Origin of the sequence: Flavobacterium sasangense DSM 21067 (genome assembly GCF_000686885.1) — a bacterium.
Taxonomy (GTDB): Bacteria; Bacteroidota; Bacteroidia; order Flavobacteriales; family Flavobacteriaceae; genus Flavobacterium; species Flavobacterium sasangense.
The window spans coordinates 1-14,027 of sequence record NZ_JMLU01000009.1; the positions used below are offsets into that span (position 1 = coordinate 1).

Annotated in this window: 13 protein-coding genes; 4 read left to right on the forward strand and 9 right to left on the reverse strand. The window is 32.5% G+C overall.

Translation table 11 applies throughout. The annotated features are described in order from the left end of the window. Positions 1–214: 214 nt before the first annotated feature. The 5 genes from BP92_RS0108130 to recR form a co-directional block, all read right to left on the reverse strand. Positions 215–1,606, reverse strand: coding sequence for a UDP-glucose 6-dehydrogenase (locus tag BP92_RS0108130; RefSeq protein WP_035693153.1), 1,392 nt, complete (start codon positions 1,604–1,606; stop codon positions 215–217). 40 nt (positions 1,607–1,646) lie between these two features. Continuing rightward, entirely contained in the window at positions 1,647–2,642 is a 996-nt protein-coding gene (locus BP92_RS0108135) for an SDR family oxidoreductase (RefSeq protein WP_026725608.1), read from the reverse strand. Positions 2,643–2,661: 19 nt separating this feature from the next. Further along, positions 2,662–5,139, reverse strand: a complete 2,478-nt coding sequence (locus BP92_RS0108140; protein WP_026725609.1) for an exopolysaccharide transport family protein — start codon at positions 5,137–5,139, stop codon at positions 2,662–2,664. Positions 5,140–5,144: 5 nt separating this feature from the next. Continuing rightward, positions 5,145–5,939 carry a polysaccharide biosynthesis/export family protein gene (locus BP92_RS0108145; RefSeq protein ID WP_026725610.1) on the reverse strand — a complete coding sequence of 265 codons (795 nt, stop codon included), beginning with the start codon at positions 5,937–5,939 and terminating at the stop codon, positions 5,145–5,147. A 135-nt stretch (positions 5,940–6,074) separates the two neighbouring features. Further along, a complete protein-coding gene (recR, locus tag BP92_RS0108150) occupies positions 6,075–6,695 on the reverse strand; it encodes a recombination mediator RecR (RefSeq protein ID WP_026725611.1) in 621 nt (206 codons plus the stop codon). A 140-nt stretch (positions 6,696–6,835) separates the two neighbouring features. Between recR and BP92_RS0108155 the strand changes: the two genes are divergently transcribed. Then, complete coding sequence (locus tag BP92_RS0108155) at positions 6,836–8,332, forward strand: sodium:solute symporter (RefSeq protein ID WP_026725612.1); 1,497 nt, start codon at positions 6,836–6,838, stop codon at positions 8,330–8,332. On the opposite strand, the gene BP92_RS0108160 is transcribed toward BP92_RS0108155, so the two are convergent. Further along, positions 8,329–8,685 carry a CoA-binding protein gene (locus tag BP92_RS0108160; RefSeq protein ID WP_026725613.1) on the reverse strand — a complete coding sequence of 119 codons (357 nt, stop codon included), beginning with the start codon at positions 8,683–8,685 and terminating at the stop codon, positions 8,329–8,331. The genes BP92_RS0108155 and BP92_RS0108160 overlap by 4 nt on opposite strands. Positions 8,686–8,787: 102 nt before the next feature. Between BP92_RS0108160 and BP92_RS0108165 the strand changes: the two genes are divergently transcribed. Together BP92_RS0108165 and BP92_RS0108170 are read left to right on the forward strand one after the other, a co-directional pair. After that, complete coding sequence (locus BP92_RS0108165; protein WP_026725614.1) at positions 8,788–9,219, forward strand: hypothetical protein; 432 nt, start codon at positions 8,788–8,790, stop codon at positions 9,217–9,219. A gap of 93 nt (positions 9,220–9,312) precedes the next feature. Beyond that, positions 9,313–9,936: a MarC family NAAT transporter gene (locus BP92_RS0108170; protein ID WP_026725615.1), complete on the forward strand. Its 624-nt coding sequence runs from the start codon at positions 9,313–9,315 to the stop codon at positions 9,934–9,936. A gap of 94 nt (positions 9,937–10,030) precedes the next feature. Here BP92_RS0108170 and ctlX read toward each other — a convergent pair whose 3' ends face one another. Next, positions 10,031–10,966 (reverse strand): citrulline utilization hydrolase CtlX, encoded by a 936-nt coding sequence (ctlX, locus tag BP92_RS0108175; protein ID WP_026725616.1) that lies wholly within the window; start codon positions 10,964–10,966, stop codon positions 10,031–10,033. 151 nt (positions 10,967–11,117) lie between these two features. Beyond that, positions 11,118–12,032: a dimethylarginine dimethylaminohydrolase family protein gene (locus tag BP92_RS0108185; protein ID WP_026725617.1), complete on the reverse strand. Its 915-nt coding sequence runs from the start codon at positions 12,030–12,032 to the stop codon at positions 11,118–11,120. 134 nt (positions 12,033–12,166) lie between these two features. Here BP92_RS0108185 and BP92_RS0108190 point away from each other — a divergent pair, with 134 nt between their 5' ends. Then, positions 12,167–12,538, forward strand: coding sequence for a hypothetical protein (locus BP92_RS0108190; RefSeq protein ID WP_026725618.1), 372 nt, complete (start codon positions 12,167–12,169; stop codon positions 12,536–12,538). A 52-nt stretch (positions 12,539–12,590) separates the two neighbouring features. Here the strand turns inward: BP92_RS0108190 and BP92_RS0108195 are convergent, their stop codons facing one another. Beyond that, positions 12,591–13,874, reverse strand: coding sequence for a citrate synthase (locus tag BP92_RS0108195; RefSeq protein ID WP_026725619.1), 1,284 nt, complete (start codon positions 13,872–13,874; stop codon positions 12,591–12,593). Between the last annotated feature and the right edge of the window lie 153 nt (positions 13,875–14,027).

Consider the following 14,027-nt stretch of genomic DNA (forward strand, 5'->3'; position numbering starts at 1 on the left):
AGGGGACAATCACTTCTAAAAACTTTTCACCTCAACTCTGTGTAAAAATCCGTAACCATCAGCTAAATCAGTATCATCCGCATCCCAATCTCAAAAAAGTGAAACGCCTTTGCTCCCTTTGCGTTTAAATTAATAACATCATTCGTTACCCAAAAGCACTGCTCGAACTGGCGAAGCAATCAAAATTCAACATTCAAAAACCCGAAACTCGCAACTACCTCGACCCGATTCCTTGGTAAATAAATCCAATTTTCTCTAATTCTTTTTTATCCAATATATTTCTACCATCAAAAACAAAAGCTGGTTTTAACATGTTATCATATATTTTTTGCCAATCGTAGGTTTTAAACTCATCCCATTCTGTTAAAACGGCAATAGCATGAGCATCTTTACAAGCTTCATAAGCGTTATCAACCACTTGAACTCCTTTTTTATTAGCATCCTCAGAACGCGTTTCCAAATAATTCAAATCAAATTGAATTTGTTCTTCCCCTACTTTAGGATCATAAACCGCAATTGTTGCTTGCTCACTCAATAAATCGTCAGCTACATAAATTGCCGCTGATTCTCTAGTATCATTAGTGTCTTTTTTGAAAGCCCAACCCAAAAATGCTATTTTCTTTCCAGAAACAGTATTGTATAAGGTTTTGATTATATTTTTGGCAAAACGGCGTTTTTGGTGGTCATTCATAATGATTACTTGCTCCCAATAATCAGCCACTTCATTTAAGCCATAAGATTTGGCGATATAAACTAAATTTAAAATATCTTTTTGAAAACAAGAACCTCCAAAACCAACAGAAGATTTCAAGAATTTTGAACCAATACGACTATCCATACCGATAGCTCTTGCTACTTCATTAACATCAGCACCTGTTTTTTCACATAATTCGCTCAAAGCATTGATGGAAGAAACACGTTGCGCTAAAAACGCATTAGCTGTTAATTTTGATAATTCTGACGACCAAACATTGGTGGTTAGGATTTTATCTCTTGGTACCCAATTCGCATAAATAGCTACCAACGTTTCAATGGCTTTTTGACCTTCTGCAGAAGTATCGCCTCCAATCAAAACACGATCAGGAGCAAATAAATCTTCAATTGCTGTTCCTTCTGCTAAAAATTCTGGATTGGATAAGATTTGGAATTGTACTCCGTTACCAGTATGTTCTAAAATTTCTTTAATGGCACTAGCTGTTCTAACGGGTAAAGTCGATTTTTCAACAACGATTTTATCTGTTTTAGCTACACGGGCAATTTGACGCGCACATAATTCAATGTACTTTAAATCAGCAGCCATACCCTTTCCAACACCATAGGTTTTGGTTGGAGTATTGACCGAAATAAAAATCATATCCGCCTCGTCGATTGCTTTGTCTACTTCTGTAGAGAAAAATAAATTTCTTCCACGAGCTTCAGCCACGACATCACTTAAACCGGGTTCATAAATAGGAATATTATTAACGTCTTGGTCATTCCAAGCCGCAATTCTTTTTTCGTTTAAATCAACAACGGTAACTTTAATATGCGGACATTTTTGAGCAATCACAGCCATCGTCGGTCCTCCAACATATCCTGCACCGATACAACAGATATTTTTAATCATTGTATTATCTTTTTACTTTTTACTTTTCTCTTTTTACTTTTTACTTTTTACTTTTCTCTTGCAAATTATTCCAATACCATTTTACCGCTTCTTTCAAACCTTCTTTCATAGAAAATTGAGGTTGGTAATTTAGTAGAGCTTTTGCTTTATCTATACTCGCTAACGAATGTGGTATATCACCGACTCTATTTTGTGCATAAACAATTGGAACTGTAGCAATTTCTTTATCATATGCCGACAAAAACTCTTTTAATGTATTTACCAACTCATTCAAAGTTGTTCTTTCACCAAAAGCAGTATTATAAACCGTATTTATGGCTTCTGGATTTTCAGTCAACATGGCCAATTCATTCATGTGAATTACATTATCAACATACGTAAAGTCACGAGAAAATTCTCCATCACCATTAATAACCGGACTTTCATGATTTAAAAATTGGGCTACAAATTTAGGAATTACCGCAGCATAAGCCCCATTAGGATCTTGATTTCTTCCAAAAACATTAAAATAGCGCAATCCAATTGTTTCTATTCCGTAAGTTTTACTAAATACATCAGCATATAATTCGTTTACATACTTAGTAACAGCATATGGAGATAATGGTTTCCCAATAACATCTTCTCTTTTTGGCAAAGCTTCCGAATCACCATAAGTAGACGAACTAGCGGCATAAATAAACCGTTTTACATTAGCATTCCTTGAAGCTGTCAACATATTCAGAAAACCTGACACATTTACTTCATTTGAAGTTATCGGATCATTAATAGAGCGAGGCACACTTCCTAAAGCTGCGTGATGTAATACATAATCAACACCAGAAACAGCCAATTCACAAGTTTTAAAATCTCTAATATCACCTTCTACTAAAGTAAACTTTGAGTTAGACAAAAAACGCTCTATATTATGACGGTAACCTGTTGAAAAATTATCCAAACATATCACCTCATTGTCAACTAAAAAATATTCACAGAGGTTAGAACCGATAAAACCTGCTCCGCCTGTAATGAGTATCTTTTTATTTAAAATCTTCGTCATGTCTTATTACAAAACTTTATCAGCTGTTCTTTTTAAACTTGTCTATTATTTTTCTCCAACCTGTTTTTGGTTTCACTTCATCATGGTAAGCTTCACCATATGCTCCATATCCATATCCGTAACCATATCCGTAACCATATCCGTAACCATATCCATATTTTGCTTTACTTTGGAAACCATTAAAAACAATACTTATGTTATGTAATTCACCTCTTTTATGCTTATCGTTTACAACATTTAACATTCCTTTCTTAGTATACCCTTGACGAGTTACATACAAAGTAGCATCACAAAAATGAGACAATTCTAAAGCATCTGAAACTAATCCAACAGGAGGTGTATCCAAAACAATATAATCGTATTTAGTTTTTAATTCCTCAATCATTTCTCCCATTGCCTCACTCATTAATAATTCGGAAGGATTTGGTGGAATTGGACCTGAAGGAATCACATCTAAATTTGGAATATGTGTTTTTTGAATCACCTCATCCATAGTCTTTTGACCAATTAGATAATTAACAACTCCTGTAATATTATCAATATTAAAATCTCCAAAAATTCTTGGCTTTCTTAAATCTAAACCTACAATTACTGTTTTTTTATCGCTTAAAGCAAAAACAGTTGCTAAATTAATAGAACAAAAAGTTTTTCCCTCTCCACTCACCGAAGATGTTAACATTAAAATTTTAGCTCCTTCTTTTTGCTGTTTCTTATACATAAACTGCAATGAGGAACGGATTGCTCTGAATGATTCCGCAAGTGGCGACTTAGGCTTTTCAAATACCGACAAATTATTCTCAGTATTCTTCTTACCAATAACTCCAATTAATGGAATAGCCGTTAGTTTTCTAATATCCTCTGTATTATTTATACTATTATCCAATAAAGTGATTACAAAAATCACTAGTAAAGGAATTAAAAAACCTAACATTGCTGCTAAAATATAATTGATGCTGGTTTTAGGACCTCTTAATCCGCCTCCAACATCTTTAGCTGGATCTAAGAATTTAATATCTGAAATATTAGCTGCTTTTACTATTTCTGCTTCACTTCTTTTCTCTAGAAATGTACTGTAAATTTTATCTTTTAAGTTGTATTTACGAGTAATTTTTATATGCTCTTGTTTGTTTTCTGGAAGCAAACTAGCCTCTCCTTCTGCTTTGGCAATGTTTTTATTTACCAATGATAAATCTAATGCCAATGCACTTTTAGCACTCGCAATGTTTTCTAAAAGTACTTTCTTAGTGGATTCCATATCCACATCAAAGTCTGAGAATAATTTTTTGTTCTTAACAGAATACGACATGCTCGCTCGCTCGGCAGACAGCTGAATTAATTTAGAAACATTTCCCACAACATTAGGATCATCAATTCCAGCTACTGTTGGAGCAGGAAGCTTTGCATAATCAGTAGTTTTATCTAAATAATTTTTAAGTAAATTGTAGTACGCAATTTTTCTATTAATTGCATCTTTTTGAACATCAAATTCAGACAATCTTGCACTTAAAAGTCCTCCACCCCCTTCTTCTTCTAATTCAAAAATATTTTTCCCTTTCCTGAATTCTTTCAGTTCATTTTCTGCTTCTTTGATTTGACCTTCCATTTCTCTTAAGGTACTATCAATAAAACTAATGGTATTGTTAGCAAATTGATTTTTACTATCCAATTGAATTTTCCTTAAAACGTCAACCGTTGTATTTAAATATTCAACCAATCTATATTTATTAGTTCCCTCTAATTGTAAGCGAACTACTGATAATGCTTTAGCATCTGCACTTACATCGACACCTCTATAAGCGGCTACCGTACCATTAAAATCATCAAATTGAACAAAATATTCTTGATTCGTGTATTCGTAAGCTTCAGGCTTAATCATTAATTTAAGATGTAAAAATGGTAAATCTACAGCTTCATTAATTTTGAAGACTTTTTTGCATTCTCCACCCGAAACATTTACAGGCTTAACAGCCAAGTCTGAATACTGAATAACTGATGCTGATGTAGTTTCTCCGAAATCAACACTTAACTCATATTGCGTTGGGGAAAGAAACTTAATTTTTATCAATTGTCCGAATAATTGCCCTTTCGTTTTATCAATTTCAACATAAAAAGGAACTTCACCATAAGCATCTTGAAAATAATATTCTCCTTTTTTTAAATACTTAATGTAATATTGTAACTTATCAACAACGATTTCGTTATGCGAACGAGATTTTAAAGTAGTAATTATTGTTTGTACTTTATCAGAAGTACCTCCCCAGTTAAAAACCAAACTCGTATTAGAGGTAAAAAAAGGATTGTTTTGATCTTCTACAACAATTAGAGATTCCATTCCATAAACACTTTCTTTTCTAATATTTACGTTGTAGGCAATAGTAAAAGCTATTATAAAAGACAAAACAAACCACTTCCAATGTCCTACAATTTTTAGAAGAAATCCTTTAAAATCAAACGAATTCTGTGATTCAAAAAAATTAAAATCTTTAGTATCTAACATATCAATTACAATGTTTTAGACAACACTAATAATGTTGTAATTAAAGAAATCGCTGTCATTATTGTTGCAACTGATTGCATTCCGGTAACTCCAGTTCCCCAAGATTTTTGCTTCAAAGGTTTAATAATGATATAATCATTAGGTTGAATATAAAAATATGGTGAATTTACTGCATTAGCATCTGTCAAATCTATACTATAGGTTTCAAATCCGTGAGCAAATTTTCTAATTATTTGCACTTCTTTGCGATTCCCTGTAATTGTAATATCACCTGAATTTGCGATTGCTTCCATGATAGTAGCCCTATCCTGATACAAGACACCCATACCTGGACTGTTGATTTCTCCATTAATTGTATATCTTAAACCAGATAGTTTCACCGTAACAAAAATATTAGCTTCTTTTTTAAAGTATTCTTCCAATAATTGTTTTTCTATCTTTATTCTAACTTCATCAGTGGTGTATCCTAAAACATTTAGCTCTCCAAGAATTGGCACTCTAATATTTCCATGATCATCTACAGTATATCCGTCAAAGTATAAAGTTTGCGGAGACTTTTGAGTTTGACCAGATCCACCTGAAGATGTAGAAAACATATCTACTAACTTTTGATCTAGAGCTTTTATATTAATACTTATCACATCATTTGTTTGAATTCTGTAAGGTTTAGAAACCTCTTGAGAAACTTTAATAGAATCCGATTTTGTTAAGGCGTTAGGCTGTAAATACGTCAAATCCTTTGTAGAAATACAAGAAGTTAGTAGAACCGAAAATATGGTTAAAAAAAATATTTTTTTCATGAGTTAACTATACTGATAATGCTTGACTTTTGTAAATAAAACACAACAAAAGACAAACCACACTAAATTAGGTAACAAATATAGTTTTTACAATTAAAAAAACGAAGCTATTCGCAATTTTTGATTAAAATTTTGTCAATATGGCTTTATTGACGTTTCGAATGGAATTCGATTTAACAAACTTCTTCCCAAAGTTACTTCATCGGCATATTCGAGTTCATCTCCAACAGCAATTCCTCTTGCGATAGTTGATGTTTTAATTTCGAATTCTTTAATCTGTTTGTAAATGTAAAAATTAGTCGTATCACCTTCCATGGTGGAACTTAATGCAAATATGATTTCAGCTACGTTTCCTGCTTTTACTTTTTCAACAAGCGAAGTGATTTTTAATTGACTTGGTCCAACACCTTCGATGGGTGAAATTTTCCCGCCTAAAACATGGTAAACTCCTTTAAACATTCCTGTGTTTTCCAATGCCATCACATCTCGAACATCTTCTACCACACAAATTATCGATTTATCTCGAGAAGAATTAGAACAAATACCACAAACATCAGCATCCGAAATGGTATGACATTCTTTGCAGTATTGAATATCATTTCGCATAGCTGTTAAAGCTGAAGATAAAACCTCAGTTTGTTCTGAAGGCTGTTTTAATAAATGCAACACCAAACGCAATGCCGTTCTTTTACCAATTCCTGGTAATTGAGCCATTTCGTTAACCGCGTTCTCCAATAATTTTGATGGTAATTCCATTTAGCAAAAGTAGTCAATTTTGAAAAAAGAAAATAGACAACAGAAAATAGAAGGTTAAAATTTTTCATATTGTCTTTTTTCCATTTTCTATGCTGCATATTCTCATTTATTTCTATTTTAGCACAACAAAAAACCAATATATGACTTCAGGAACTATTTTAGCCATTATCATTATCTACTTCGGAATTCTGATATTAATTTCCAATTTTGTTAGCAAAAAAGATAGTAGTAACGACGCTTTTTTTAAGGCTAATAAAAATGCAAAATGGTATTTGGTAGCTTTTGGAATGATTGGAACAGCGCTTTCTGGCGTGACTTTTATTTCCGTTCCTGGAGAAGTAGGAAATCCTGATTTGCAATTTAAATATTTTCAATTTGTTTTAGGAAATGCCATAGGTTTTCTCATCATCGCCACCGTTTTACTTCCATTGTATTATCGCATGAACTTGACTTCTATTTACAGTTATATTGAACAGCGATTAGGTGTGGTAAGCTACAAAACTGCCGCTACTATTTTCCTGATTAGTAGAACTATTGGTTCGGCTTTTCGTTTGTATTTAGTGGTGATTGTGTTACAACGTTTTGTTTTTGATGATTTTGAAGTTCCGTTTGCCGTTACAGTTTTAATTTCGCTGGCCTTGATTTTTGCTTACACCTATCGAGGTGGTTTAAAAACCATTATTATTACCGATACTTTACAAACGTTTTTCTTAGTCTCTTCGGTGTTTTTGACGATAATTTTTATTTGTAATAGTTTAGATTTAGGATTTGTTGATGCTTTTGAAACCGTTAAAAACAGTAATTATTCTAAAGTCTTTTTCTATGAAGATTATCTAAAAGGCAATTATGTTTGGAAACAAATTTTAGGCGGTATCTTCGTAACCATTGCTATGGTTGGTTTAGACCAAGATTTAATGCAAAAGAATTTAAGTTGTGCCAACATTGGTGAAGCCCAAAAAAACATGTTTACTTTCACCGGAATTTTTGTAGTGATTAACATTTTCTTCTTGAGTGTTGGAGCTTTACTTTATTTATATGCAGAAAAAAATGGCATTTCGGTTCCGATGGTTGATGGTGTAAAACGTACCGATTTACTTTTCCCAGAAATTGCTTTTAATCATTTGAACATTGTCCCAGCTATTGTTTTCTTACTAGGATTAACAGCCGCTACATTCGCTACAACAGATTCTGCTTTAACTGCTTTAACCACTTCTTTTTGTGTAGATTTCTTAGGAATGGATAAAGCGGAAAACCAAAATAAACCCAATGCTGTTAGAACGCGTCATTTTGTACATATTGGATTTTCATTACTAATGTTTTTGGTGATTATCATTTTCAATTCATTGAATGATAAATCAGTAGTAACTATGATTTTCAAAGTAGCAAGTTATACTTACGGACCACTTTTGGGATTATATGCGTTTGGATTGTTTATGAAATCAAAAACCGTTCACGATAAACTAGTTCCAATTATCTGTGTAATTTCCCCATTGATTTGCTTTTTGTTAGCCAAAAATTCGGCAGCACTTTTTGGAGATTACGTAATTGATAACGAATTAATTATCGTAAACGGCATTATTACTTTTATTGGCTTATTACTAATTAGCAAACCAGCTACTAGTCAAACCAAATTCTAGTATTGATTAGTTGCTAATAAAACCAACGTACAAGCAACTTCATATTTAATATTGTTCGCCTCTAATATTTTATAAAATTCAGGATTTTCAGTACCAGGATTAAAAATAACGCGTCTTGGTTTTAACGATAGAATGTAATCATAATATTCCACTTGAGCTTTTGGGTTAAGATATAAAGTAACTGTATCTACAGCATGAAAATCTAATTTTTCTGTTTCGATTGGAATATCAAATGCCATTCCTTTTTTAGATCCAATAGCTACTACTTGATGACTTTTATCTACTAAACTGTGAATGGCTTTATACGAATAACGCTCTTTATTTGTGGAAGCTCCTATAACTAATGTTTTCATTTTACTATTATTTAGAAATCTAAAGTTACGATAAATAAACAAATAATAAAAATTTGCTAAAGTCTGATTTCGAAACCTTTTTTGAAGTAATTTTAAACAAAAATGCTTTACAACATCTCTTATAAAGACGAAAAAATTGAAAGAGAAATCAACGAATTAGTTGGGAAACCTTTCACTATTTTAGAAAATATTAAAAAAGGAGGCATTGGTTCTCCAAAATTATTTATTACCCGATGCAGTTCGGCTATTTACGATTTATTGCACGTTAACAACTCGATTAAATTCTGTAATATTGAATTACGTCCAAAAGGCATAATCATTGGCTTTCAATCTCGCTTAGATGTTTATGCTTTAGTAATTCCTTATTATAAATTAGTATTATTCAAACCGGGAAATTCAATTACTTTTCATATCGACCATCATTATATTTCGGTTGATTGTTCCAAAAACAGTAAAGGCGTTCAAAAATTCATTGATAAACTAGAATTGGAAAAAGAAAAAAACACCTTTTACTCTCCATTAGATGCTTATTAACCTTCCTTACATTAAGTAAACCTAAAAGTAAAGAAGATTTTTTTTTGATTCGTAAATAAAATAATTACCTTGTATTAAATTTGTAAAAAAACAATGGAATTATTTATTTATCTATTCGCCGCCTTATTCTCCGTATTAAATCCAATTGGAACCGTTCCCATTTTCGTTGCCTTAACCGAAGGTTATACAAGCGCTGAACGAGCAAAAGTTTCTTTAATTACCAGTATTAACGTTTTAATCATCTTGTTGATTTCGTTTTTTATTGGTCAGTACGTTTTGAGCTTCTTCGGCATCACAATTACGGCTTTACGAATTGCAGGTGGAATCATCATTACCAGTTCTGGCTTCGGATTATTGAATGGGAATTTCAGTAAAAACAAAGGAATCAATAAAAAGGTACAAAAAGAAGTTCAAAACAGAACACATATTGCACTTACTCCTTTAGCCATGCCAATGTTAGCCGGACCTGGTTCTATTTCATTACTTATTGCTTATTATCAAGAACACAATACTACATCTGAAATTATAATTTCAACGATTTCAATTACAGTTGTTGCAGCTACTATTTATTTAGTCCTTAGAAGTGCCCATTTTTTAGCAAAAATGTTAGGTTCTTCTGGAATCGTAGCAATCTCTAGAATCATTGGATTTTTAACAATTGCTATTGGTATTCAGTATATTATTAGTGCTATCTTAACCATTATTAGAGGAATCTAGTAAGTTGAGAATTGGAAGAAAAAAAATCCCAAATTTCGAATGATTCGGAATTTGGGATTTTTACTTTTTAAAATCACTCGAAGTGTTGTTAGAATTATTCTTTCGGTAAGAAAATTTCCGCCATCATACAACGTGCGCTTCCACCACCACAAGCTTCAATTGTATCTAAACTTGAACTTACGATAGTTACATGTTCTTCTAATTGTGCAATTTGCTTTTTAGTCAAACTTTGGTGAGCTGAGGCACTCATAATTAAATATCTTCTGTCATCTGTTCCTTTTACCTCTAACATATTTCCGGCGAAATTGTTTACTTGGTCTTCGGTGATAAGAATTACTTCTTTTTCATCGCCTTTCAAGCTATCTAAGACCATTTTACGTTCTTTTTTATCGTCGATACAATCTGCACAAATAACCGCAAATGTTTCGCCTACGCACATAATTACGTTCGTGTGATAGATATGTTTTCTTTCCCCATTTACTGTTTGAAACGCTTCAAAAATCACAGGTGTAAATTCGAAATCTTCACAAAATTCGATGAATAATTCTTCATCAGCTCTTGGCGATAAAGCACAATACGCTTTTCCGTTAGCTCTATCTAAAACAATACTTCCTGTTCCTTCCAAGAAAATATCATCATCTTCAGCTGAAGTGTAATCCATAATCTCATTGATTACAAAACCTTCATTTTCTAAATGATCTAAAACATCTTCTCTTCTTTCTAAACGACGATTTTCGGCAAACATTGGATATAGAACAACATCTCCATTTTCATGAAATGAAATCCAGTTGTTTGGAAAAATACTATCTGGCGTATCTGGACTTAACGTATCTTCAACCACCACCACATTTAAACCTATCATTTTAAGTTTTTGGACAAAAGTATCAAACTCTTCTTGTGCCTTAGCGTTAACCGAAGCTGGTGTTAAATTATCCAATACTTTTTGGTAATAATTATTCACCGCTGTTTGTTCGTTCATACGGAATGCTACCGGACGAATCATCAATATAGAGTTAGTTGTTTGGTTCATGTTTTTCTTCTTTATTTTTTTCTGATAAATCGTATTTTTTGATTACGACATTATTTTTATTTGGATTCTTAGTATTCTTTACAACATATACTATTGCACTAACTACAATTATTGGAAAAACCACATAAAAATAGATTGCAGTATGCATAGCCTAATCTCTAATCAAAGGCAAAGTTGAACATCTTAACAAACCTTCTTGTTTTGCAATTTCTGCATACGGAATTTCTTCTACCGTAAATCCGTTTTCGCGTAACCAATTATTTAATCTGGTGAAGTTTTTTTCGGAAACTACTACATCAGGAGCAATGGAAAACACATTGGAATTCATGTGATACATTTCTTCTCTTTCGATGTGAAATAGATTTTCTTTTCCGAATAAATTCACTAAGAACATATAATCTGCTTCTTCACGGAAACCACTTTTATAAATGATTCCTTTATTGGTTCCAACAGGTTGAAAACAACAATCTAAATGCAACGCATTGTCACGAGGCTCAATTTTCGATTTTACCAAATCAAACTCTTTCACAATTTTATTTGGAAACAATTCTTTAATATAATTTACTCCTTGCATGTTGGTTCTTGCTGTGATATAATCTTTGTAATCCGAACCTTTGTAAGTTCCGATAAAGATATACTCATTCCAAGGCATTACGTCTCCACCTTCAATATGTACTTCTTCTGGCGGACGCACCACTTTCTTAGGATCAATTTGATCGATTACGTATTGAATCGCATCTAATTCTCGTTCTCTGTCCGGTAAAATATTGGCTTTGATAAAAATGTCATCGATTACAAATCCGATGTCTCTGGCGAAAATTTGGTTGTAATTTTCAATAATTTGAGGTCTGAAGACTTTTACGTCGTATTTTTGGAACACTTTGTTAAAAGCTTCCATTTCGTTTACCATATCTGCTTCCACAGGATAGGTTCCGGCTTTAATATGCTCTAATGATTTAGGATCATAGGCTTCTTCGATAGTAGGTGTTGGACCGTTACTTGTAGCAGTTCCTAACACCACAGCCCTTAAACGGGAAGTTTCGTTTTTTACATTTAATTGTAACATAGCTTTCGGCTTTTGGCAAATATAGAAAAAGGAAACGAGAATATTAATTAGTAAACCGTTATAAATTCGCTTCAAAAAGATTCTTTTTAGATATAAATGATTAAATTTGAGAAAACTATAAAAAACAAATTATCATGGGATTATCAAATTTTTTCAGTTCTCTTTTTGGGAAAGCAAAAGAGAAAGCGGAAATTGCAAAAGAAAACTTAAGTGAAGTTGCAGAAAATGTAGCCGAAAAAGCTGCTGATGTAGCCGAAGACGTAAAAGAAACGGTTGAAAATGTTGCCGAAAAAGTTTCTGGAAAACTAGAAGAAATGGGCGTACCAGAAAAAGTAAACGAATTTGTTGATGTGGCTAAAGAAAAAACCGCAGAAGCTGCAGGTTGGGTGGAAGAAAAAGCGCATAACTTAAAAGAATCATTACAAAATACAGCTGAAACTGTAGAAGATAAGGTAGAAGATTTAACAGGAAGCACAGAAGAAGAAGCACAAAAACCTACTGAATAAATCGTACATTTATAAAAACAAAAATCCCACTTTTCAGTGGGATTTTTTATTATTATCTGTCTTTAACTTCTTTAAAAGGACGTAATGTATAACCTGTATAAACTTGTCTTGGACGTCCAATTGGTTCTTTATTTACTCTCATTTCTTTCCATTGTGCAATCCAACCTGGTAAACGACCAATTGCAAATAAAACCGTAAACATTTCAACTGGAATTCCCATCGCGCGGTAGATAATTCCTGAATAGAAATCTACGTTTGGATATAAGTTTCTTGATTTGAAATATTCGTCTTCTAAAGCTACTTTTTCTAATTGTTTTGCAATATCTAATAATGGATCATCAACTCCTAACGAACTTAATACATCATCAGCTGCTTTTTTAATGATCGTTGCTCTTGGATCAAAGTTTTTGTAAACACGGTGACCGAATCCCATTAAACGGAATGGATCGTCTTTATCTTTTGCTTTTAAAACGAATTTAGCAACATCCCCTCCATTGTCATGGATTTCTTGTAACATTTCTAATACCGCTTGATTAGCTCCACCGTGAAGTGGTCCCCAAAGAGCAGAAACTCCAGCAGAAATTGAAGCAAACAACCCAGCATGAGAAGAACCCACAATTCTTACTGTAGAAGTAGAACAGTTTTGTTCGTGATCAGCATGTAAGATAAATAATTTATCTAAAGCAGCTACAACTTTTGGATCTGCTTTGTAAGGTCCTGTTGGCAATTCAAACATTAAACGCATGAAATTATCAACATATCCTTTTGTATTATCGTAATAATTTAATGGATAACCCATTGTTTTTCTGTAAGTCCATGTAGCAATTACTAAGAATTTACCCATAGTTTTACAAACTGCTTCATACATTTCTTTCTCGTTGTGAGGATTCACAGACTTAGGATTAAATGCAGTTAAAGCACTTGTTAAAGAAGCTAAAACACCCATTGGATGAGCCGTTTTTGGAAAACCATCAATAATGTTTTTCATTTCTTCATTAACCAATGTATATTTGCGAATATCGTTTTCGAATTTTTCTAATTGTGCTGCTGTTGGAAGTTCTCCAAAAATCAACAAATAAGAAACTTCTAGAAAATCAGCTTTATCCGCTAAATCTTCGATTGAATATCCTCTGTAACGTAAAATTCCTTCTTCACCATCTAAGAAAGTAATTTCACTTGTACATGAACCTGAGTTTTTATAACCCGGATCAATAGTAATAGCACCAGATGCACTACGCAACTTGTCTATGTCGATAGCAACCTCATTCTCAGTTCCCACAATTACTGGAAACTCATACTTTTTGCCATCAAGCTCTAATATTGCAGTTTTTGACATATTATTTATATGATATTTTATGATAAAATTAATGTGAATTGCGAATTTAACAAATAATAATCAAACAATAAAGAAATTATCTATAATTTATGGTTAAATAATATACATAAAAAATCCTGCTGTAAAATACTACAACAGGATTTAAAAATGATA

Coding starts and splice junctions, on each gene's coding strand:
- recR (WP_026725611.1), bottom strand. CDS start 6,695: ATGGAATTACCATCAAAATTATTGGAGAACGCGGTTAACGAAATGGCT.
- BP92_RS0108155 (WP_026725612.1), top strand. CDS start 6,836: ATGACTTCAGGAACTATTTTAGCCATTATCATTATCTACTTCGGAATT.
- BP92_RS0108195 (WP_026725619.1), bottom strand. CDS start 13,874: ATGTCAAAAACTGCAATATTAGAGCTTGATGGCAAAAAGTATGAGTTT.
- BP92_RS0108185 (WP_026725617.1), bottom strand. CDS start 12,032: ATGTTACAATTAAATGTAAAAAACGAAACTTCCCGTTTAAGGGCTGTG.
- BP92_RS0108145 (WP_026725610.1), bottom strand. CDS start 5,939: ATGAAAAAAATATTTTTTTTAACCATATTTTCGGTTCTACTAACTTCT.
- BP92_RS0108165 (WP_026725614.1), top strand. CDS start 8,788: ATGCTTTACAACATCTCTTATAAAGACGAAAAAATTGAAAGAGAAATC.
- BP92_RS0108190 (WP_026725618.1), top strand. CDS start 12,167: ATGGGATTATCAAATTTTTTCAGTTCTCTTTTTGGGAAAGCAAAAGAG.
- ctlX (WP_026725616.1), bottom strand. CDS start 10,966: ATGAACCAAACAACTAACTCTATATTGATGATTCGTCCGGTAGCATTC.
- BP92_RS0108135 (WP_026725608.1), bottom strand. CDS start 2,642: ATGACGAAGATTTTAAATAAAAAGATACTCATTACAGGCGGAGCAGGT.
- BP92_RS0108140 (WP_026725609.1), bottom strand. CDS start 5,139: ATGTTAGATACTAAAGATTTTAATTTTTTTGAATCACAGAATTCGTTT.
- BP92_RS0108130 (WP_035693153.1), bottom strand. CDS start 1,606: ATGATTAAAAATATCTGTTGTATCGGTGCAGGATATGTTGGAGGACCG.
- BP92_RS0108160 (WP_026725613.1), bottom strand. CDS start 8,685: ATGAAAACATTAGTTATAGGAGCTTCCACAAATAAAGAGCGTTATTCG.
- BP92_RS0108170 (WP_026725615.1), top strand. CDS start 9,313: ATGGAATTATTTATTTATCTATTCGCCGCCTTATTCTCCGTATTAAAT.